This window comes from Caldovatus aquaticus (assembly GCF_019458025.1).
In the GTDB taxonomy this organism is placed as follows: domain Bacteria; phylum Pseudomonadota; class Alphaproteobacteria; order Acetobacterales; family Acetobacteraceae; genus Caldovatus; species Caldovatus aquaticus.
In genome coordinates this window covers 15,364-35,570 of record NZ_JAHZUY010000039.1, presented here as the reverse complement: position 1 = coordinate 35,570, position 20,207 = coordinate 15,364, and the positions used below count along the sequence as shown (strand labels likewise).

General features: G+C 76.5%; 19 protein-coding genes and 1 tRNA gene. 12 read left to right on the top strand and 8 right to left on the bottom strand.

What is annotated here, in order from left to right; genetic code table 11:
• Positions 1–1,141 precede the first annotated feature (1,141 nt).
• The 7 genes from flgE (at position 1,142) to K1J50_RS13190 (ending at position 8,379) form a co-directional block, all read left to right on the top strand.
• Positions 1,142–2,440 (top strand): flagellar hook protein FlgE, encoded by a 1,299-nt coding sequence (gene flgE, locus K1J50_RS13220; protein WP_220118179.1) that lies wholly within the window; start codon positions 1,142–1,144, stop codon positions 2,438–2,440.
• A 58-nt stretch (positions 2,441–2,498) separates the two neighbouring features.
• Positions 2,499–4,025, top strand: coding sequence for a FlgK family flagellar hook-associated protein (locus tag K1J50_RS13215; protein ID WP_220118178.1), 1,527 nt, complete (start codon positions 2,499–2,501; stop codon positions 4,023–4,025).
• A gap of 20 nt (positions 4,026–4,045) precedes the next feature.
• Complete coding sequence (locus tag K1J50_RS13210) at positions 4,046–5,116, top strand: flagellin (protein WP_220118177.1); 1,071 nt, start codon at positions 4,046–4,048, stop codon at positions 5,114–5,116.
• 230 nt (positions 5,117–5,346) lie between these two features.
• Positions 5,347–5,763: a flagellar biosynthesis repressor FlbT gene (locus K1J50_RS13205; protein WP_220118176.1), complete on the top strand. Its 417-nt coding sequence runs from the start codon at positions 5,347–5,349 to the stop codon at positions 5,761–5,763.
• Between the two features lie 200 nt (positions 5,764–5,963).
• The gene (locus K1J50_RS13200) at positions 5,964–7,109 is read left to right on the top strand and encodes a flagellin (RefSeq protein WP_220118175.1); all 1,146 of its coding nucleotides are present in this window, start codon (positions 5,964–5,966) and stop codon (positions 7,107–7,109) included.
• A gap of 81 nt (positions 7,110–7,190) precedes the next feature.
• Complete coding sequence (locus K1J50_RS13195) at positions 7,191–7,604, top strand: flagellar biosynthesis regulator FlaF (protein WP_220118174.1); 414 nt, start codon at positions 7,191–7,193, stop codon at positions 7,602–7,604.
• Position 7,605: 1 nt separating this feature from the next.
• On the top strand, positions 7,606–8,379 hold the full coding sequence (locus K1J50_RS13190; RefSeq protein ID WP_220118173.1) for a DUF1217 domain-containing protein: 774 nt from the start codon (positions 7,606–7,608) through the stop codon (positions 8,377–8,379).
• 495 nt (positions 8,380–8,874) lie between these two features.
• Here the strand turns inward: K1J50_RS13190 and K1J50_RS13185 are convergent, their stop codons facing one another.
• Together K1J50_RS13185 and K1J50_RS13180 are read right to left on the bottom strand one after the other, a co-directional pair.
• The gene (locus K1J50_RS13185) at positions 8,875–10,005 is read right to left on the bottom strand and encodes a hypothetical protein (protein ID WP_220118172.1); all 1,131 of its coding nucleotides are present in this window, start codon (positions 10,003–10,005) and stop codon (positions 8,875–8,877) included.
• Between the two features lie 210 nt (positions 10,006–10,215).
• Positions 10,216–10,731 carry an adenine phosphoribosyltransferase gene (locus K1J50_RS13180; protein WP_220118183.1) on the bottom strand — a complete coding sequence of 172 codons (516 nt, stop codon included), beginning with the start codon at positions 10,729–10,731 and terminating at the stop codon, positions 10,216–10,218.
• 174 nt (positions 10,732–10,905) lie between these two features.
• Here K1J50_RS13180 and K1J50_RS13175 point away from each other — a divergent pair, with 174 nt between their 5' ends.
• The gene (locus K1J50_RS13175; protein WP_220118171.1) at positions 10,906–11,100 is read left to right on the top strand and encodes a DUF2842 domain-containing protein; all 195 of its coding nucleotides are present in this window, start codon (positions 10,906–10,908) and stop codon (positions 11,098–11,100) included.
• 427 nt (positions 11,101–11,527) lie between these two features.
• Positions 11,528–12,409, top strand: a complete 882-nt coding sequence (locus tag K1J50_RS13170; protein ID WP_220118170.1) for a thermonuclease family protein — start codon at positions 11,528–11,530, stop codon at positions 12,407–12,409.
• Between the two features lie 6 nt (positions 12,410–12,415).
• Here K1J50_RS13170 and K1J50_RS13165 read toward each other — a convergent pair.
• From K1J50_RS13165 to K1J50_RS13150, 4 genes are all read right to left on the bottom strand, one after another.
• Positions 12,416–12,492 (bottom strand) — tRNA-Pro (locus K1J50_RS13165).
• A gap of 126 nt (positions 12,493–12,618) precedes the next feature.
• Positions 12,619–13,203, bottom strand: a complete 585-nt coding sequence (locus K1J50_RS13160) for an LOG family protein (protein WP_220118169.1) — start codon at positions 13,201–13,203, stop codon at positions 12,619–12,621.
• Between the two features lie 197 nt (positions 13,204–13,400).
• Positions 13,401–14,375 carry a D-2-hydroxyacid dehydrogenase gene (locus tag K1J50_RS13155; RefSeq protein WP_369413594.1) on the bottom strand — a complete coding sequence of 325 codons (975 nt, stop codon included), beginning with the start codon at positions 14,373–14,375 and terminating at the stop codon, positions 13,401–13,403.
• 292 nt (positions 14,376–14,667) lie between these two features.
• Complete coding sequence (locus K1J50_RS13150) at positions 14,668–15,633, bottom strand: peptidyl-alpha-hydroxyglycine alpha-amidating lyase family protein (RefSeq protein WP_220118168.1); 966 nt, start codon at positions 15,631–15,633, stop codon at positions 14,668–14,670.
• A 177-nt stretch (positions 15,634–15,810) separates the two neighbouring features.
• On the opposite strand from K1J50_RS13150, the gene K1J50_RS13145 reads away from it, so the two are divergent.
• The 3 genes from K1J50_RS13145 to K1J50_RS13135 are packed head-to-tail and all read left to right on the top strand — an operon-like array spanning position 15,811 to position 18,951.
• Positions 15,811–16,875 carry a phosphotransferase family protein gene (locus tag K1J50_RS13145; RefSeq protein WP_220118167.1) on the top strand — a complete coding sequence of 355 codons (1,065 nt, stop codon included), beginning with the start codon at positions 15,811–15,813 and terminating at the stop codon, positions 16,873–16,875.
• Positions 16,876–16,893: 18 nt separating this feature from the next.
• On the top strand, positions 16,894–18,132 hold the full coding sequence (locus tag K1J50_RS13140) for an acyl-CoA dehydrogenase family protein (RefSeq protein WP_220118166.1): 1,239 nt from the start codon (positions 16,894–16,896) through the stop codon (positions 18,130–18,132).
• Positions 18,133–18,159: 27 nt separating this feature from the next.
• Entirely contained in the window at positions 18,160–18,951 is a 792-nt protein-coding gene (locus K1J50_RS13135; RefSeq protein ID WP_220118165.1) for an enoyl-CoA hydratase/isomerase family protein, read from the top strand.
• A gap of 16 nt (positions 18,952–18,967) precedes the next feature.
• On the opposite strand, the gene K1J50_RS13130 is transcribed toward K1J50_RS13135, so the two are convergent.
• Together K1J50_RS13130 and K1J50_RS13125 are read right to left on the bottom strand one after the other, a co-directional pair.
• Positions 18,968–19,402 (bottom strand): SprT-like domain-containing protein, encoded by a 435-nt coding sequence (locus K1J50_RS13130; protein ID WP_220118164.1) that lies wholly within the window; start codon positions 19,400–19,402, stop codon positions 18,968–18,970.
• A complete protein-coding gene (locus tag K1J50_RS13125) occupies positions 19,399–20,142 on the bottom strand; it encodes a DUF7168 domain-containing protein (RefSeq protein ID WP_220118163.1) in 744 nt (247 codons plus the stop codon). The genes K1J50_RS13130 and K1J50_RS13125 overlap by 4 nt, the downstream gene beginning before the upstream one ends.
• Between the last annotated feature and the right edge of the window lie 65 nt (positions 20,143–20,207).

The window sequence follows — 20,207 nt, the reverse complement described above, 5'->3', positions numbered from 1 at the left end:
CGCCTCGGGGGGGGCGGCGGGCGAAGGGGAGAGGAAGGCGGCGCCGGCCGTGCCGGCCGGAGCAGCCGCCTGCGGTCCCGCCGCCATCGGCCGGGTGTCGCCGGCGCCGGCCGGCACGGCGCGGGCGGCGAAGGGCGCATCCGGCGGCGCCGCAGCGTCGCCGGCATCGGAGGAAGGGCGAACGGGGCCGACAGCGGCGCGCGCGGGAGCGGAGCCCCCCTCGGCGCGCCCGACGCCGCGGGCGCGGCGCGGCGCGGACGAGGCGGGAGCGGCCTCTTCCGGGGCGGGCGGCGGCGCGACGGCCAGGGGCGGCGGCGCCGGCGCGGCGGGGCTGCCGTCTGCGGCGGTCGCCGGGCCCGGCAGGACGGCGGGCGCGGGGCTGTCAGGGGCGGGCGGCGTCCTCGGCGCGCCGTCGGCCGGACCGTCTCGCGAGCGGCCGTCGCCGTCCTCGGCCGGGGCGCCCGGTTCCGGGGAGGGTCCTGGCCCGGCAAGCCGGTCCGGGTCCGGTCCCTCGGCATCGGGCGCCAGGACGGCGCGGGCGGAGGGGACCGGCTCGCCCGTCGCAGGAGGCGCGGCAGCGGACGGCCCCGGCAGGGGGGCGGGAACCGGCCCCTGCGCGCCGGTCCGGGGCGGGGGGGCGGCGGGCGCGGCGGCGGTGGCGGCGTTCCGGGCGGCGGCGTCCTCCGGGCCTGGCGCCGCGATGCCGCGCAGCAGGGCGGCGACGCCGCCGGCCGCCTCGCCCGCCGGCGACGGTGCCGCCGGCTCCGCGCCCGGCGCCTCCGTCCTGGCGGGAGGGGCCGCGATCCTGAGGCTCGGGGCGGGCTGCATCGGCGGCAGGGCTCCGTGGCATGCGGGCGGGCAAAGCGGCGGGGACACCGGAGGCGGAGGGCGGCCCGCCGCGTGCCGGGCTCTGCGGCCGGCCGGGATGCAAGGCGCTTGCCAGGCCGTGCGCCGCGGCAGCCCCCGCGCCGCCGGGCAGGAGTCGCCGCCGGCTCGGCAGGTTCTGCCCGGCGCGGCCCGGCGGTGGCCGCCGCCGCGGCCGCGTCCGTCGCCGCGCGTGCCCCGCCGGCTGTGGCATGGCGCTTGCGTGATCGCGGCGCGTTCGACCCGTCATCCCCGAGGCGCCGGAGGTCCGCTCGCCATGTCCCTGTTCGGCTCGATGACCACCGCGATCAGCGGCCTGACCGCGCAGGCCCGCGCGCTCGGCCACATCGCCGACAACGTCGCCAACAGCCAGACCATCGGCTTCAAGCGCACCGACACGAACTTCGTGGACCTGCTGACCGACAGCTCCGACGTGCTGCACCGGCCGGGCTCGGTGATCGCGCGGCCGGACTACACCAACACCGTGCAGGGCCCGATCGAGCAGTCGGAGAACCCGCTCGCCCTCGCCATCGCCGGCCAGGGCTTCTTCTCGGTGGCGATGGCGCGCGGCGAGGCGAACGGGCAGACCGTGTTCGACGAGCGGCAGTTCTACACCCGCGCCGGGGACTTCCAGCTCAACCGCGACGGCTACCTGGTGAACGGCTCCGGCTACTACCTGCAGGGATGGAGCGTGGACACCGCCGGCAACCCGGACCGCACCGCCCTGGTGCCGATCCGGGTGAGCGAGCTGGTGTACAACCCGGTGCCGACCAGCCGGATCGAGATGTCGGCGAACCTGCCGGCCGACCCCGGCGCCATGCCGCTGCAGAGCCAGCTCCAGGTGTACGACAGCCTCGGCCGGCTGGAGACGGTGACGCTCTCCTGGACGCGGACGGCGGCCAACACCTGGACGCTCTCGGTGGACGCGCCCGGGGCGGCGCCGGCGGCGCTCGGCACGGTGGAGGTGCGCTTCGGCGCCGCCGCGACGGCGCCGGTGGCGGACGGCACGATCGGCGAATTCGCCAACCCCACCGGCAGCATCGTCGGCGCGGCCGCGGCCGCCGGCGCGCCGGCCGAGCTGACCTTCGCCGCAGATTTCGGCCAGGGGCCGCAGACCATCACGCTCAATCTCGGCGCGTTCGGCCAGGCGCGCGGCGTGACGCAGTACTCGGGCGACGAGTACACCGTGCGCAACCTGGCGCAGGACGGCGTGCCGCTCGGCGCCTTCTCCTCGATCGCGATCCGCCAGAACGGCGACGTTGCGATCCACTACGACAACGGGCAGAACCGCGTCGTCGCGCGGGTGCCGGTCACCACCTTCTCCGATCCCGACCGGCTGCAGCGCTTCGACGGCCAGGCCTTCATGCGCACCGTGGACAGCGGCGAGGCGCGGACCTCCGACCCGGCCTCGAACGGGGCGGGGAAGCTCACCGTCGGCGCGGTGGAGCGGTCCAACGTGGACCTCGCCTCCGAGCTGTCCAAGCTGATCGTGGCGCAGCGCGCCTACACCGCGAACACGCAGATCGTGACCGCTTCCGACCAGCTGCTGCAGGACACCATCAACATGCGCCGCTGAGGCGGGACCGGGACGGGTAAGGTCCGGTTAACCGCCATCGCGCAGGCTGGGAGGCGCGATGAGCCTCGACACCGCCCTGCTGACGGCGCGCTCCGGGCTGCTCTATGTCGAGCGGGCGCTCGCCACGGCGTCGGACGACGTGGCTGCGGCCGATGTGGCGGGGCACACCGACAAGAGGGTCGCCTCGGTCGCGCTGGTCGCGGCGGGGTATCCGTTCGGCGTGCGCGCGCTGGACGCGCAGCGCGCGGTGGACGAGGCGCTGGCCGGCGCGCTCGACGCGCAGCGGGCGGCGCTGGCCGCGGCGGAGGTGCGGGAAGCGCTGCTCGGCGGCATCGAGCTGGCGCACGGCCGGCCGGAGGCCGGGGAGGGGCTCGGCGACCTGACGGGCGCGCTGCGCGATGCCTTCCTCGCGCTGCGCGCCGAGCCGGCGGACCCGGGGCGGCAGGAGGCGGTGCTGATCGCCGCCGGCACCCTCGCGCAGCGCCTCAACGAGGTGGCGCGCGCCGTCGGCGCGGCGCGGCAGCGGGCGCAGGAGGGGATCGTCGCCGAGGTCGCGCGGCTCAACGCCGGGCTGCGCGAGGTCGCGGCGCTGACCCGCGACATCCGCGCCGAGATCGCCCGCGGCGGCAACGCGGCGGCGCTCGAGGACCGGCGCGACGCGGCGATCGCGCGGCTGTCCGAATCGCTCGAGATGCGCGCGGTGCGGCGGCCGGACGGCGCGATCACGCTGATCGCGCGCGGCGGGCTGGTGCTGCCGCTCGACCCCGACCGCGACGCGTTCTCGGCCGCCGACGCGCAGGTGGGGCCGGGCGCCTCCTGGGCGGGGGGGACGCTGCCGGGGATCGTGCTCGGCGGCCAGGACGTGACGGCGCAGCTCCGCGGCGGGCGGCTCGCCGAGTATGTCGCGCTGCGCGATTCCACCCTGCCGCGCTACCAGGCGGAGCTCGACCTCGCCGCGACGCAGCTCGCCGCGCGGTTCGAGGCGCAGGGCCTCAGGCTGTTCACCGACGCCGCCGGGGCGGTGCCGGACCCCGCGCTGCCCTATCCGGGCTCGGCGCAGCTCGGCTTCGCCGGGGCGATCCGCGTCGATCCGGCGCTGCGCGCAGCGCCGCAATTGCTGCGCGACGGCACCCACGCGGTGGCGGGCGCGCCGGGCGGGCCGAGCACCTTCACGCCCAACCCGCCGGGCGGGCCGGCGGGGTTCGCGACGCTGCTCGACCGGGTCCTGGACTTCTCATTCGGCGCCCAGGCGGCGCCCGGCGCGCCCTGGCCGGCGATCGCCACCACCGGGCTCGGGCCGGACGGCACGCTCGCCTCGCCCTTCGCGGCGCCGGCGACGATCGGCGGCTACGCGGCGGCGGTGACGGCCGCGCACACCGCCGACCGCGCCGCCGCGCAGGCGGCGCGCGAGGCCGCGGCGGCGCTGAAGACCGGGCTCGAGGCGCGCTTCGCCGCGCGCTCCGGCGTGGACGTGGACGGCGAGATGGCGGCGATGGTGCAGCTTCAGAACGCCTATGCGGCCAACGCCAAGGTGGTCGCCGCGGTGCAGCAGATGTGGGAGCGGCTGCTCGCCGCGCTGCGCTGAGGCGGGGAGGGGTGCGGGGCATGACGGCGACGATCGGCGCGCTCGGCGTGCTGGCGGCGGAGACGGCGCGGCTGCGCGCGCGGATGGACGTGCTGGCGCGCCAGGCCGCGGACGGGCGGCGCGGAGGCCTCTACGGCGACATCGCGCCCGAGGCGCGGCGGGCGATGGACCTGCGCGGCGAGATCGCGCGGCGGGCGGCCTACGAGGGCGCGATCGGGGGCGCGCTCGGCCGCGCCGCGGCGGCGCAGGAGGTGCTCGGGCGGCTCGGGCAGATCGCCGAGACGTTCTTCGCCGAGACCGTGCCGCTCGCCAGCGGGCAGCCGGAGCGGATCGCCACCGTCGCGAGCCGGGCGCGCGAGGCGATGGCCGAGGTCGCGGCCCTGCTGAACGAGCGCCACGGCGGCGAATACCTGTTCGGCGGCGGCGACCTGGAGAACCCGCCGGTGCCCGATCCGGAGGGCATCGCGACCAGCGGCATGGCGCTGCAGATCGCCGCCGCGGTGGCGGGGCTCGGCGGCGGCAACGCGGCGGCGGTGGCGGCGGCGACGAAGGCGGCGGCGCTCGACGACACGCCGGGGGTGACGCCCTTCTCGGCCTATCTGTCGGACCCGCTGCGGGGCGGGGCGGAGGCGCCGCGCGGCCTGGTCGCGGCGGATGGCGAGCGGGTCGAATACGGCCTGTTCGCGAACCGCAACGCGCGGGCGGTCTCGGCCGGGGAAACGACCGGGTCCTGGGCGCGCGACCTGCTGCGCGGCCTGGCGACGCTGGCCGCGCTCGACCCGGCGCAGGCGCAGCTCGGCGCCGACTTCACCGCGCTGGTCGGCACGGTGCGCGAGGGGCTGCGCAGCGCGGTGCGGGGGCTGAACGCGGAAGCGGGGCTGCTCGGCGCCGCCGAGGCGCGGCTCGAGGCGATCCGGACGCGCCACGCCGAGGTCTCGGTCGCGCTGCGCAGCCAGCTTTCCGCGATCGAGGAGGTGGACATGGCGGAGACGATCACGCGGCTGCAGGCGACGCGCACGCAGCTCGAGGCGAGCTACCAGGCGATCGCCGCGCTCGGCGCGCTGAGCCTCGCGCGGTTCCTCGGCGGCTGACCGCACGCCGATTCAGGCGGCGTTAAGCGGGGCCGCGGCACGTTCGGCACCTGGCCGCAGGACGCGGCGCGCAACCCGACCCCGCTGCGGGGTCCCGGATCCGTGGGAAGAGCCCGATGCCGACGATTTCCTTGAACACCGGCGCCGGCACGACGCCCGCTGGGTGCGCGCGCCGTCGCCGCTCCCCGTCCGCGGCGGCCCGGCCGCGCGGGGGGAGCGGGTACTGAACGATGTCCACACTGGTCCTCGAGCTGCGCGCTGGCGACATGATGGTCGTCAACGGCGCCCCGATCCGCTTCCGCAACCGCTGCCGCATCGAGCTGACCGCCAAGGCGCGGTTCCTGTTCGGCAAGCAGATCATGGCGCCGGACCAGGCGACGACGCCGGCGCGGCGGATCTACTACGCGCTGCAGACCGCCTACATCGGCACCGAGGAGGAGCGCGAGCGCGCGCTCGCCGTCGCGCGCCGGCTGATCGCCGAGTTCCAGGCCGCCACCACCTCGGCGCTGGCGCGGATGCTGCTCGACCGCGCGCTGGCCGCGGCCGAGGCGGACGAGTGCTACGTGGCGCTGAAGCTGGCGCGGCGCGTGATGCGCCACGAGGAGGCGGCGCTGCAGGCCGCGGCCCCCGCGCTGGCGGAGGGCTGAGGTCCGTGCGCCGGATGCGGGAATTCGCGGCGCGGCTTCACGCTTCCTTCATCGCGCCGCTCGATCCTTCCCGCTGCCGACCGCGCGCCGGGCGCGCGGTCCGAGGGAGGGGCCGGCCCGACCGGCCCGCTCTTGGCCGGACGGGGGCAAAACGCCTTGCCGTCCGCGCCGGGTGACGACTGAGGTCCGGAGACACCGCGATGTCCTCCATCAACACCAACACCGCGGCGATGGCCGCCATCCGCTCGCTCTCGGTGATCGCCAAAGACATGGCGACCACGCAGGCGCGGGTCGAGAGCGGCTTTCGCATCAACAAGGCGAACGACGACCCGGCGGTGTTCGCCATCGCCCAGAACATGCGCGCCGACCTGCGCGGCATGACGGCGGTGAAGGACAGCCTGGCCTTCGGGCGGGCGGCGCTGAGCACGGCCCGCGACGCGGCGACCAAGATCAGCGACGAGCTCGCCAAGCTGAAGCAGACCATCACCCAGGGCCAGCAGCAGGGCCTGTCGGCCACGCAGATGAACGCCCAGATCGCCGCGGCGCTGGACAACATCGACGCCTACGCGAACACCGCCGACTTCAACGGGGTGAACCTGCTCACCGGGGGCGGGGCGCTGACCATCGTGCGCGACATCACCGGCAACACCACCTCGGTGAGCGCGGTGGACCTCCGCAGCGGCGCGGGCGGCCTGAACCTGACGGGGCTGAACGTCAACTCGGGCGGGTTCAAGCTGACCTTCGACAACACGCTGGCGATCGCCGACGGTGACGGCGTGACGGTCACGGTGGGCTCGACGGACTTCATCTTCGAATTCAACGACGCCGGCAGCACCGGCCTGAACGCGGCGGCCGCCTCGGGCAAGGTGGTGCGCCAGATCGACATCGACACGAGCACCGAGTCGAACCAGCAGATCCTCGGCAAGCTGATCACCGCGATGCAGGCCGAGGGCATCAACGCGAGCTTCAACAACGACGGCGAGATCATCATCGCCAACGCGAGCAACGTCCAGCTCGGCACCGACGGCACCGCCGCCGCCACCGGCATGACGGCGAGCAACATCACCGGCGCCACCGGCGCGATCGCGCAGGTGGAGGGCGCGATCGACACGGTCGGCGACGCGCTGGCGATGCTTGGCGCCAAGCTGCAGCAGATCGAGGGGCTGCAGGACTTCAACCAGAAGCTCATGGATTCGGTGAAGGAGGGCCTGGGCGCGCTGGTGGACGCCGACCTCGCCGAGGAGAGCGCGCGGCTGTCGAGCCTGCAGACCAAGCAGCAGCTCGCCACCCAGAGCCTCGCGATCGCCAACCAGCAGAGCCAGGCGCTGCTCAGCCTGTTCCGCTGACCGAGGCCGCCCCGGGGCCGGGCGGGGCGGCGCCGGCGCCGTCCCGCCCGCCCCCGCCAACGCCGCGACCGGGAGCACCGCATGCGTTCCGCCGCCGCCCGCTACGCCGCCGTCCAGGACTCGGCGGCCTCGGCGCAGGACATCGAGATCCGCGCCTTCACCTACGTCAACGGCCTGCTCGCCGCGGCGGGGCAGGGGAGGGCAGCGCGCATCCAGGCGCTCTACAAGACGCACCGGCTCTGGTCGCTGCTGCTCGACGACCTGCTGTCGGACGGCAACCGGCTGCCGCCCGAGCTGCGGGCGCGCCTCGTGTCCCTCGGCCTGTGGGCGCAGCGCGAGAGCCTTGCGCGCATGTCGGACGAGGGGAGCGTCGAGCCGCTGATCGCGCTGCACCGGGACCTTGCCGAGGGGCTGGCGGCGCAGCGGCGCGGCGCCGGCGCCCCGGGCGACGGGGGCGGGCCCGCCGCTCCCCCCTTCGCCGCGAGCGTTGCGTGAGATGCTCGGCGGCCTCGGCGCCGTCGCCGCCTGGGCGGCGGTGCAGCGGCAGGGCGAGGAGCTGCAGGCGCGCTTCGCCGCGCGGCGCGACGTGGCGCAGGACATGGCGCGGTTCCGCGAGCGCGCCGCCCGCATCGGGAGCGTGGACGAGCTGCTGCGCGACCGGCGCACCCTCCAGGTCGTGCTGGAGGCCTTCCAGCTCGAGAGCGAGATCGGCAAGGGCGCGGTGCTGCGCCGCCTTCTCACCGACGATCCGGGGGACGAGCGCAGCTTCGCCAATCGCATGGTCGACCGGCGCTACCGGGAGATCAACGCGGCGTTCGGGGGGCGCGCGGGCAGGCCCCTCGGCGATCCGGCGCTGGTCGAGCGCATCGTCCGCCTGGCGACCGCGAACCGCTTCGAGAAGGCGATGGGCGAGGACAACCCCGGCCTGCGCGAGGCGCTCTACTTCCAGCGCCGCATCGGCGCGATCGGCAGCGTGACCGAGCTGATGAGCGACCGCGCCCTGACCGCGGTGGCGCGCGGCGGTCTCGGCCTGCCGCCGCAGTTCGCGCTGCTCTCCTTCGAGCGGCAGAAGGCCCTGCTGACGCAGCGCCTCGCCCCCGCGGAGTTCAAGGACCCGAAGGCGATGGCCCGGCTGGCGCAGCGCTACCTGCTCCACGCCGACACGCCGGGCGGGGGGGCATCCGTCCCGCCGCTGCTGGCGTTCGGCGGCCGCGACGGGATGGCGCGGCTCGCGGTGCCGGCGGGCGCGCGGCTGTCCTTCGTAGCCTGAGCGCGGCGCGGCGTGGGGGGGCGGGGTTGGTCGGGGGGGGCGCGCGGGGCGGGGGGGTTGCGGGGGGGGGGCGCGCCCCGCGGCGGCGTCCCGCCCGGGGGGACGTCGCGGGCGCGCGCGGCCGCGGCGCGGTAGGCGGCGAGTTCCCGCTCGCTCGGGATGGTCCAGGAGACCTGTCCCGCCGTGTCGCGGAATTCGATGACCACCACGCTCAGGGCGTGATCCAGCCGCAAGGTCGGGTTGGGCACCACGGCCGCGTTCCCGGGCGCGGCCGGCGCCGCGGAAGGGCGCGCCGCCGCCGGCCCGGCGGCGGGTTGCGCGGCCGCGAGGCGCGCGGCGCCGCGGCGCGCCGTTTCCGCGCCCCGGCCGGCGTTCGCCAGGGACTCGAGGGCGCGGATCGGGGCAAGGTCGGCGGACATCGCGCGGACTACACCGCCCGGCAGCGTAGGGGAGAATGGTTGTGCGATGGTTAAGGGGGCGCTGATCCGCGGCCGCTCAGCCGCCGCTCCGCCAGTTCAGCCGCCGCGCAAGCCAGCCGCGATAGGTCTGGACCACCGGCTCCGGCACGGCACAGAGCGCGGCGTAGGCGGCGGCCGCCTCGGTGCCGAGCAACAGCCCACGCGAGGCCGGGGCGCCCGCGTCGTCATCCTCGAGTTCGGCACCAAGGCGGGCGGCGGCGTGGCGCCACAGCGCCACCATGTCGGCCGGCGTCAGGGCCGGCAGAACGATCGTGAAGCCCAGCCGCACCGCGGCGAGGCCGGCATCGGCGGCGAGGATCGCCTCCGCCGCGGGCGATGCCGCGCCGCCCGCCGCCTGGAGGGCGATGCGTTCGGCGAGGCTCGGCACCTCAGGCAGCGCCGGATCCCGGCGCGCCCGCGACGGGCCGCCGCCTGCCTCGGCCGGCGCCGCGGCGAACCAGAGCTCCGCCCCGAGCATCGCACCCAGGGCGGCGAGGGCGGGGTCGCGCGCGAGGAACGCGTTCACCCGGCCGGCGGCAAAGGCCTGCACGGCGGCGGGGCCGGACAGGCCGAACACCGGCTCGGCGCGGATGCCGAGCAGGTCGAGCGCCAGCAGGGCGGCGGCCTCCGGCGCTTCCGGCCCGGGCAGGGCGAGCCGCAGCGGACCGGGCGCGGCGCTTCCGCCGGCGCGGCGAAGGGCGACGGGGGGTGCCGCCGCGGCGGCGCGCACGAGCAGCGCCGTGGGCTCCACCAAGCCGCACACCGGCAGCCAGGCGGAGGGCTCGTAGCGGGCCCGGCTGTCACCGATCAGCCGGGCGTGGGCCGCTGCCCCGGCCAGGGCGAGCAGCGTGCGCCCGTCCGGGGCGGCGGCGGTGGCGAAGCGGTTGGCTGCGGTCACACCGTCGGCGCCGCCGAGCACGGCGGGCCGGAGCTCGGTCGGCTGCGGCGCGGTGGCGCGACCGAGCGCCGTGGCGAAGTGCGCGGCCCAGCGGGCCTGCGGGCTGCCCAGCGGGCCCGGCGCCAGGAATGTGGCCGCGCTCGGCGGGGCGGCCGCCGCGGGACGGCCCCGCGGCGGGAACGCAGCGGCGGCGAGGCCGCCGAACAGGCCGGCGCGGCGCCCCAGGCGGGGAAGAGCGGTGCTGCCGCGCGGCGGGGCGGATGCGGGCATGGGCGCCTGCGCCTCCCTGGTTTGCCCCCGGTGCGGGGATTGGCCGCCCGGCCGCCGGGGCGGGGCGGGCGGCGGAACGCCCCTCCCTCGGGAGGGGATGCGGCGAAACTGTGGCAGCGGTCGCCCGGGGCGCGCCCCGGACGGCGGGCGGCGGCGCGACCGGCGCCGCGCCGGGGCCGCCGGCGCGAGCCCGGGCGAGCGGCAACGGCTCTAGCGGTCGTAGGCGATCAGCGCCTCGAAGGGGACGTCGAGCCGGGCGCGGCCGCCCAGGAAGGTCAGCTCGATCAGCGCCGCCGCCGCCGGCACCACCGCGCCGGCCTGGCGGAGCAGGTTGATGCCGGCCGCCATGGTGCCGCCGGTGGCGAGCAGGTCGTCGAGCAGCACCACGCGCTGGCCCTTCTGCACCGCGTCGGCCTGCATCTCGATCCGGTCGGTGCCGTATTCGAGCGCGTAGTTCAGGCCGATGGTCAGGCCGGGCAGCTTGTTCGGCTTGCGCAGCATGATGAAGCCGAGGCCGAGCTCGAGCGCGAGCGGCGCGGCGACGAGGAAGCCGCGGCTCTCGATGCCGGCGAGCAGGTCGGGCCGGTGCGGGCGGACGATCGCGGCGAGGCGCGCCATCGCGGCGCGCCAGGCGGGGCCGTTCCGGAGCAGGGTGGAGATGTCGTAGAAGAGGATGCCCGGCTTCGGGAAATCCGGGATGCCGCGGATGTGCGCGCGCAGATCGATGGCGTCGGCAGGGGCGGTCTCGGCGAGGGGCATGCTGCGGCCGGTCCTCTCGGAATGCGGGGCGGTCCGGGGGCGCCCGGCGGCGCCAGGGCGCGCCCTATGTGACGCACGGGCGCGCCGGGGGCAATCGCCCGCGGTCTTGGCCGCACCGCGCCGGCATGGCATGCGGGCCCCATGACCGCCCGGACCGGCCTCGCACTGCTGATCGGCCTGCTCGGCTTCGCCCTCTATGTCGGCGGCATCGTCGCCCTGGCCGATCGGGTCCGCGGGCTGCACTGGGCGGTCGAGGCGCTCTATTTCGCGCTCGCCGGGGTGCTCTGGGTGCCGCCCGCCCGCGCCCTGCTGCTCTGGGCCGCGGGGCGGCGCTGAGCGCGCGGCGGCGAAGCACGCGCCAAGAACCGGCCGCCCGGCGCGGCGGCCGCGCGCCCGGGAAACCCCGTCCAGGTGTCCGCCGCCCCCGGGCCAGGGCGCCGGCGGCTCCCCCGGTGGGACGGCGGACGTTCGCCGCCGCGCGGGCGCGGAGGCGCGCGGCGATCCCGCGGCGACGCCCCCCGGAGGTGAGGTCTCCTCGCGGCGCGTTGAGCCCGGCCGGCGCCCTGCCGGCATGGCGGCACACGATGTTGTCTTGATGGCCGCCGGAGCGCGCGGGTGACAGTGCTGTCGCCACGCCACCTCGCCCCTGCGGGAAGGACCCGGGCCGATGCTGCCATCGCTTCGCAGCCCGTCCTCCACCCTCCTGGCCCTGCTGCCGATGCTGGCCGGCCGGCCGGGCGCTGCCTAGACGATCGCCGGCCAGGTGGTCGGCGTCTCGGACGGCGACACGCTGACCCTCCTGACCGGGGAGCGGCGGCAGGTCCGGGTCCGGCTGGCCGGGATCGACGCGCCGGAAAGCGGCCAGACCTACGGCAGCCGCGCGCGGCAGGCCCTCTCCGCGCTCGCGTTCGGCAGGCAGGCGCGGGTCGTGGTCCAGGATACCGACTCCTACGGGCGCGCGGTCGGCCGGGTCTATGTCGGTTCCCACGACGTCAATGCCGAGATGGTTCGCCTCGGCGCAGCCTGGGTCTACCGCCAGGACAACCGCGATCCGTCGCTGCTGCGTCTGGAAACGGAGGCCCGCGCGGCGCAGCGCGGGCTGTGGGCTCTCCCCGAGGCCGCACGCACGCCGCCCTGGGAGTGGCGCGCCGCGGTCCGCGGCGGACCGTCGCTTCCTGCCGCGACGCTTGCCGCGCCCTCCCGCGCCGGGCCGGCCGGCGGCTTCCCCTGTGGCGCCAAGCGCTACTGCCGCGAGACGACGAGCTGCGCCGAGGCCCGGTTCCACCTTGAGCGGTGCGGCCAGACCCGCCTCGACGGCGACCGCGACGGCGTGCCCTGCGAGGGCTGTGCCGGTAGGGCGGCGACACCCGCGGCGCCGGCGCGTTGCGCCCTGCGGCGTGACGGCGTGCCTCGGCCTGCGCCCCCGCCAGGGGCCTCCCGGCGCGGGGCAGCGTTCTGCCGCGTTCGCAGGCCGCGCGGGCGGGAAGCCGCACCCCTTGGGGGATGCTCGACGGCCGCGGTCCCTCGGGGCAGTTCCGGCCGGGCGCAGGCGGGGCGGCCGGAATCGCGAAGGGCCGGCGGCGCGTCGTCATCCGCACCGCCGGCCCCTGTCGCATCCGGCCACGAACCCTCGGGAGTTCCGTGACTTGGCTGGTCGGAGTGAGAGGATTTGAACCTCCGGCCCCTGCGTCCCGAACACAGTGCTCTACCAGGCTGAGCTACACTCCGGGCATCGGTCCGTGGCGCGGCCGGCGATATAGCGCCGCGCGCGCGGGCGGGCAAGGCACCGGCCGGTGTGCCCGGCGTGCCGGGGGCGGCGTCCCGGTCCCGCAGCGGCGCCGCGGTTGCGGCCCGCTACAGCCGCGCCTCGGTCGCGGCGGCCTCGGTCTCCAGGACGCCGAGCAGGGCAAGGACCGAGGGCACGTCGGGCACCAGCGCGAACAGGCGCCGGTGCTCCGGCGCGGCGAAGCCCATGCCGATGACCGACTCGATCAGCCGCGCCAGCGGCTTCGCCCAGCCGCCCGCGTCCAGGAGCAGGATCGGCTTGGCGTGCAGGCCGAGCTGGCGCGAGGTGAGGATCTCCAGCGTCTCGTCCAGCGTGCCGAGACCGCCGGAGAGCACCACGAAGGCGTCGGCGAGGGCGAACATCCGCGCCTTGCGCGCGTGCATGCTGTCGGTGATCTCGAGCCGGCTGAAGCCGCCGTGCGGACGCTCGATCCGGGTGAGGAAGTCCGGGATGACGCCGTGGACCCTGCCGCCTTCGGCCAGCGCGGCGTCGGCCACCGCCCCCATCAGGCCGATGCTGCCCCCGCCATAGACCAGGGTGAGGCCGGCCCGGGCGAGGCCGCGGCCGAGCGCCGCGGCGGCGGCGTGATGGGCGGGATCATGACCGGTGCGGCTGCCGCAGAAGACGGCAACGGAACGGATCGGATGGGCCATAGCCGGCCGCCAACGCGCCGCCCCCCGACGGTCGCAGGGCGGCGTAACACAGCCGCGTGCCGGCGCGCGGCCGCCGCCGCGCCGCCCTTCCCGGCGCCGGAGCCGTTCCCGCCCGGCTGCGCGCGGCAACGGCTCCGGCTCGTGGTCTGTCGCGCGGATCCGCGCTCCCGGCCGGTTCCGGCCGCCCGCGATCCGCTCTACACGACCTGGTTCCGCAGTGTCGCCTCGCCGCGCCAGAGCCGGTCGAGATTGTCGAGCAGGATGTCGAGCACCCCGTCCTCGTAGCGCCGCGTCTCGCCCGCCGTATGCGGCGTGAGGAGGACGTTCGGGAGGCCCCAGAGCGGGGAGTCCGCCGGCAGCGGCTCCTCCCGCGTGCAGTCGAGCGCGGCACCGGCGATCCGCCCGGCGGCCAGAGCCTCGATCAGCGCGGACTCGATGACACAGCGGCCGCGCGCGACGTTGACCAGGAAGGCGTCGCGGCGCATCCGCGACAGCGCCTCGGCGTCGATCAGCCCCTCGGTCTCGGGCGTGAGCGGGCAGGTGAGGGCGACGAAGTCGGCGCGCGGCAGCAGCGCCTTCAGGGCGGCGGTGTCGTGCACCTCGTCGGCGCCGTTCGGCCCGGCCGCGGGGTCGCGCCGGGTGCCGATCACGCGCATGTCGAAGGCCTTGGCGAGACGCGCGAGGTGGCCGCCGATGCGCCCGAGGCCGACGACGAGGAGCGTCTTGCCGCCGAGCTCGTCCTCGCGCTGCGAGAGGTCGCCGATCATGCCGCGCCAGACGCGCTTCGCCTGGTTGTCGCGCGCCTCCGGCAGGCGGCGGGCGAGGGCGAGGATCAGCGCCATCGCGTGCTCCGCCACCGCGCGGGCGTTGACCCCGGCGGCGCTGGCGAGGCGTACGCCCTTCGCGGCGAAGGCGGCGCGGTCGTACTGGTCGGTGCCGGCGCTGATGGACTGCACGAAGCGCAGCCGCTCCGTCCGGGCGAGCAGGCCGTTGTGCCAGAAGCCGGAGACCACCAGCACGTCGGCCTCGCCGATCCGGCGGTCGAGCTCCTCGCGCGAGCGCACCTCGAAGCTGGCGATGCCGGTGCCGCGGGCGGCGAAGCGTTCCTGCAGGCGGTAGGCCGGGTGGGCGAAGCAGATGGTCAGGCGGTCCTTCGGGGGCAGCAGCGTCACGGGCGGATGACCTCGCGGAAGAGGAGACGACGCCGGGCGCGGCGATACGGCACGGCGGCTGGGCCGAACGGTTGTAGCTTCTCGAGGGGCGGGACGACACGGGGTGGGAGGGCGCAGCGCCGGCGCTCTCGACCCTGGCCGGTGCGGCGCAGGGCCGCGGCTGGGCGGGCGCCGCCGCCCGGCTGCCCGGACCGGGCTGCCCGCGCGAGCGCGAACGGGCGTGGAGCCGGTGGTGGCGGCCTCGCCCCGCCGGAGGGGCCGGGAAACCAGAGCGTGCCGGCGGGGCCTCCGCTCAGCCTGCCGGGACGCGCCGGAATTTCTGCAGCGACCGCACCCCCGCGGCCGGCGCCGGCCGGCCGTCGTGGTAGCGCGGCCAGGCGGTGACGGCGACCTCGCCCACGTAGAGGTCGCCCTGCGAATCCACCGCGAGCCCGTGCGGCGCGATGAATTGGCCCAGCGCCTCGCCCAGCTCGCCGAAGCGGGAGAGCCGCCGGCCCTCGTGCGAGAGGATGCTGATGCGCGGGCCGACGTTCGGCGTGCGCAGGTTGACGTCGAGCCCGGAGCCGAGCTCGCCCACGTAGCAGACCGGGCAGCGGCCCTTGCCGAGGAACAGCGCGCAGGGGCGGTGCAGGTTGTTCCACTGCGTCTCGTAGCGACCGTTGCCGTCGAAGATCTGGATGCGGTGGTTCTCGCGATCGGCCACGTAGACCCAGCCGTCGGCGTCGCAGGCGATGTTGTGCGGCAGGTTGAACTCGCCGGGATCGGTGCCGGGGCGGCCCCAGGAGAAGAGGTGCCTCCCCTCGGGCGAGAACTTGTGCACGCAGGCGTTGCCGTAGCCGTCGGAGACGTAGAGGTCGCCCTCCGGCGACAGCGCCGTGTGGGTGCAGCGGTTGAAGGGCTGTCCGCTCATGGAGGGGGCGGGGCGGCCGGGAATGCCGATGGTGAGCAGCACCCGGCCGTCGGGCGTGCATTTGCGCACCGTGTGGTCGCCGTCGTCGGTGCACCAGAGCGCATCGTCGGGGCCGATGTGCAGGCCGTGCGGGCGCCGGAACAGGCCCTCGCCCCAGGAGGCGAGAAACGTGCCGTCGCGGTCGAACACCACCATCGGGTGCGGGCCGCGGTTGAAGGCATAGACGCGGTCCCGGCTGTCCGCCGCGACCGCCGCCACCTCGCCGAGCCGCAGGCCCTCGGGCACGCGGCCCCAGCCCGCGACCGGCTCGTAGCGGTATTCGCCCTGGCCCAGGACGGTGGCGGTCATGCCCGGTTCCTCCCCCGCGCGGGCGGCGCGCCGCCCGGCGGCCGCGGGTGCAGGCTGGACATTCCGCGCCATGCTGTCGAGGGGGTGTGGACACGCACGCGCGGGCGCGCCCTCCGCGGTTGACCTGCCGGCGGACAAGGGGCAAGCCAAAGCCGGGGAAGGGAGGGCAGGCGGGGCATGGGCGAGGCGACGAAGGCGGGCGCGGCGGCCGCGCCGGAATTCGATCCCGCGCGGCTCGATGCCTTCCTGCGCGAGGCGCTGCCCGGGCTCGAGGGCCCGATGGCGATCGAGCGCGTCGCCGGCGGGCAGTCGAACCCGACCTTCTTCGTCACCTACGCCAACCGCCGCCTAGTGCTGCGCAAGCAGCCGCCGGGCGAGCTCCTGCCCTCGGCGCACGCGGTGGACCGCGAGTTCCGGGTGATGCGCGCCCTCGCCGCCACGCCGGTGCCCGTGCCCCCGGCACTGCTGTTCCACGAGGGGCGCGAGGTGGTCGGCACCCCGTTCTACGTGATGGAGCGCATGGACGGCCGCGTCTTCCGCACCTCCGACATGAAGGGCGCGGCGCGCGCGGAGCGGCGCGCGATGGTGATGTCCTTCGCCGAGACCCTCGCCGCGCTGCACGACGTGGACTGGCGGGCGGCGGGGCTCGAGGGCTTCGGCCGGCCGGGCAACTACTACGCGCGCCAGGTCGCGCGCTGGATCAGGCAGTGGGAGGCGGCGCGCTTCCGCGACCTCCCCGACCTCGCGCGCCTCGCCGCCTGGCTGCCGGCGCACATGCCGGCCGACGACGGCGTGACGACGATCGTGCACGGCGACTACCGCATCGGCAACGTGATGTTCGCGCCCGCGGCGCCGCGCGTGGCGGCGGTGCTGGACTGGGAGCTCTCGACCCTCGGCCATCCGCTGGCGGACCTGGCCTTCGCCTGCCTTGCCTGGCGCAGCCGGCCGGACATGTACGGCGGCCTGCTCGGGCTCGACCTCGAGGCGCTCGGGATGCCGACGGAGCAGGAGTTCGTCGCCCACTACCTCGCCAGCCGCCGGCGCGGGCCGGTCGCGCCGCCCGGCACCTTCCACATCGCCTTCGCCCTGTTCCGCTTCGCCGTGATCTTCGAGGGCATCGCCGCGCGCGCGCGGGCCGGCACCGCGGCGGCGGCCGATGCGGCGGAGGTCGGCGACCTCTCCATGGCCTTCGCGCGCATCGGCGTCGAGACGATCGAGGCGGGGGCCGGCGCCGCCGCCTGATCCCGGGAGCACACCGCCATGGACTTCGAGTACAGCGACAAGGTGAAGGAGCTGCAGGCGCGCCTCACCGCCTTCATGCGGCGCCACGTCTATCCCGCGGACGCCGAATTCCGCGCCCGCGCCGAGCGCGGCGAGTTCCCGCTCGACATCATCGAGCGGCTCAAGCCGCTGGCCCGGGCGGAGGGGCTGTGGAACCTGTTCCTGCCCGGCCTGCGCGAGGACGAGCCCGGCACCCGCCTGACCAACCTGGAATACGCGCCGCTGGCCGAGATCATGGGCCGCGTCCCCTGGTCGTCGGAGGTGTTCAACTGCAGCGCCCCCGACACCGGCAACATGGAGATCCTGCACCTCTTCGCCACGCCCGAGCAGCGCGAGCGCTGGCTGATGCCGCTGCTGCGCGGCGAGATCCGCTCCACCGTCGGCATCACCGAGCCGGGGGTCGCCTCCTCCGACCCGACCAACCTGAAGACGCGCATCGTGCGCGACGGCGACCACTACGTCATCACCGGGCGCAAGTGGTTCAACACCGGCGCGCGGCATCCGCTCGCCCGGTTCTGCCTGGTGATGGGGGTGACGAACCCGGAGGCCGAGCCGCACGGGCGGCACTCCTTCGTCATCGTGCCCTTCGACACGCCGGGGGTGCGGGTGGTGCGCGACCTGCCGCTGCTCGGCCACCACGCGCCGGAGGGGCACGCCGAGGTGGCGTTCGAGGGGGCGCGCGTGCCGGTCGCGAACCTGCTCGGCGAGGAGGGCAAGGGCTTCGCCATCGCCCAGGCGCGGCTCGGGCCGGGGCGCATCCACCACTGCATGCGCACCATCGGGCAGTGCGAGCTGGCGCTCGAGCTGATGGTGGCGCGGGCGCAGGAGCGCGAGGCGTTCGGGCGCAAGCTCGCCGACTTCTCCAACGTGCGCGACGCCATCGCCGAGTGCCGGCTGGAGATCGACCAGGCGCGGCTCCTCACCCTGCATGCGGCGTGGCTGATGGACCGGCTCGGCAACCGCGCCGCGCGCACCGCGGTCTCGGCGATCAAGGTGGTGGCGGCGCGGATGCAGACCCGCGTCACCGACCGCGCGATCCAGGTGTTCGGCGCGATGGGGCTGACGCCCGACACGCCGCTCGCCTATCTCTACACCTGGGGCCGGGCGCTGCGCTTCATCGACGGGCCGGACGAGGTGCACCTGAACGTCGTCGCGCGGCAGGAGCTGAAGCGCGAGCCGCAGTCGCCGCTCGAGGCGGTGCTGCGCCGGGCGGAGTAGCCGGCCGCAGACGGGAGGAGCGAGGCCATGGCCGGATCCCCGGTGCTGACGAGCCGCGAGCAGGGCGGCATCGTCCGCATCCGCCTCAACCGTCCGGCGGTGCTGAACGCGCTCGACCAGGCGATGGTGGAGGCGCTGCACGCGGCGGTGGGCGCGCTCGCCGGCGATCCCTCGGTGCGCTGCGTGGTGCTGTCGGGCGAGGGCCGCGGCTTCATGGCGGGGGGCGACATCGGCCTGTTCCGCGCCGCCGGGCGGGAGGCGCCGGCGGTGATCGGCCGCCTGATCGAGCCGTTCCACGCCGCGCTGCGCCTGCTCGCGGCGCTGCCCGCGCCGGTGATCGCGAGCCTGCACGGGCCCGTCGCCGGGGGCGGGATGAGCCTGGCGCTGGCGACCGACCTCGCGATCGCCGCGGAGGACACGCGCTTCGCGCTCGCCTATCTGCGCCTCGGCGTCAGCCCGGACGGCGGCGGGACCTGGGCGCTGCCGCGGCTGGTCGGGTTGCGGCGGGCGATGGGAATCGCGCTGCTCGGCGAGGAGCTGGACGCGCGCGCGGCGCTCGATCTCGGCCTCGTCAACCGCGTCGTGCCGAACGAGCGGCTGGAGGCGGAGACGATGGCGATCGCGCGGCGGCTCGCGGCGGGGCCGGCGCAGGCGATCGCGCGGACCAAGGCGCTGCTGCGGGCCTCGCTCGGCCGCGACCTCGCGGCGCAGCTCGACGCCGAGCGCGACGCCTTCCTCGCCTGCGCCGGGACGGCGGATTTCGCGGAGGGCGTGGCGGCCTTCCTCGAGCGCCGCGCGCCGTCCTTCACCGGGCGCTGAGCCGGCGCGCGCGGCGTCACGCCAGGAAGGCCGGGCGGGCGTCGCGGGTCCAGGCGATGCCCCGCTCGGCGAGGGTCGCGGCGAGCAGCGGCTCGGGCAGGCGCGCGTAGCGGACGAGCAGGCGCAGATAGAGGCCGACGAAATCGGGGCCGTGGCCGCCGCCCTCGCCCTCCGCCGTGCTCGTCATGGCGTGCGCGAGCTCGTGCAGCAGGACCCAGCTCGGCAGCGCGGGCGGCGCCTCGATGGCGAGGCGCGTGGCGCGGGCGAGGGTGGCGCGGGCCCGGCGGGGCAGCGGGCGCACGCGCGGCGGCCAGCGCAGGCCTTCGCCGGCCCAGACGTGGTCCACCAGCGCCTGCAGCCGCGCGAACGGCACCAGCGAGCGGTCGCGCGGCGCGACGACCGCGTCCTCCCACGCGTAGAGGCGCCGCGCCGCGGCGTCGCCCCGGCTCATCGGCGCGGACGCGGCAGGGCGGGCGTGCCGCCGCCGCCCTCCAGGGGCCGCTCCAGCCCGACCCGTCCGCCGGCCTCGCGGCCCCGCGCATAGGCGGTGCGGTCGCGCACGCTCAGGCGCCGCCGCACCGTGACGAGACGGACGCCGAGGCGGCGGATGCCCTCGTCCAGCCGCTGTTCCTTGAGCAGCACCAGCGCCGTGCCGGCCGGCGTCCGCCTGCGGGCGGCCGCGGCGGCGGCCTCCCGCGCCTCCGCCATCGCGTCGAGACGGTCGGCGACGCGGGCGGCGAAGCCGAGGCGGAAGGAGCGCAGCGCCGCCTGCGGCGGCGTGCGCCGCGCGCGGTAGTCGGGCGAGTCGCGGAAGCGTCGCTCCTCGTAGGCGAGCGCGCCGGCGACGACGTGCATCAGGTACTCCGCCATCTGCACGTCGGGCTCGAGGCCGAACAGCACGAACTCGGCGCGGCCCACGGTCCAGCCGCGGCACTCGGTGAAGCGCAGCACCGCCGGGAACAGCCATTGCAGCGCCGCGCGCCGCGGGTCGGCGAAGACCAGGCTGCGCTGCCCGCAGGCTTCCTCGCGCAGCTCGACCTCGGACATGGTGAGGCCGTAGATGTCGAGCAGCTCGCCCACCTTGGCCGCCGCCGCCATCGCCTCGGCCTCGGAGCAGCCGCGCTCCACGGTGCGCGCGGCGAGGGCGCGGATGCGGGCCTTCACCTTCGCGAGCTCGGTCTGCTGGTCCACGCCTCCCCCGGGCAGTCCCTGCGGCGCTTCCCCTATAGCGCAGGGCGGGCCGCCGCGGCGAGCCG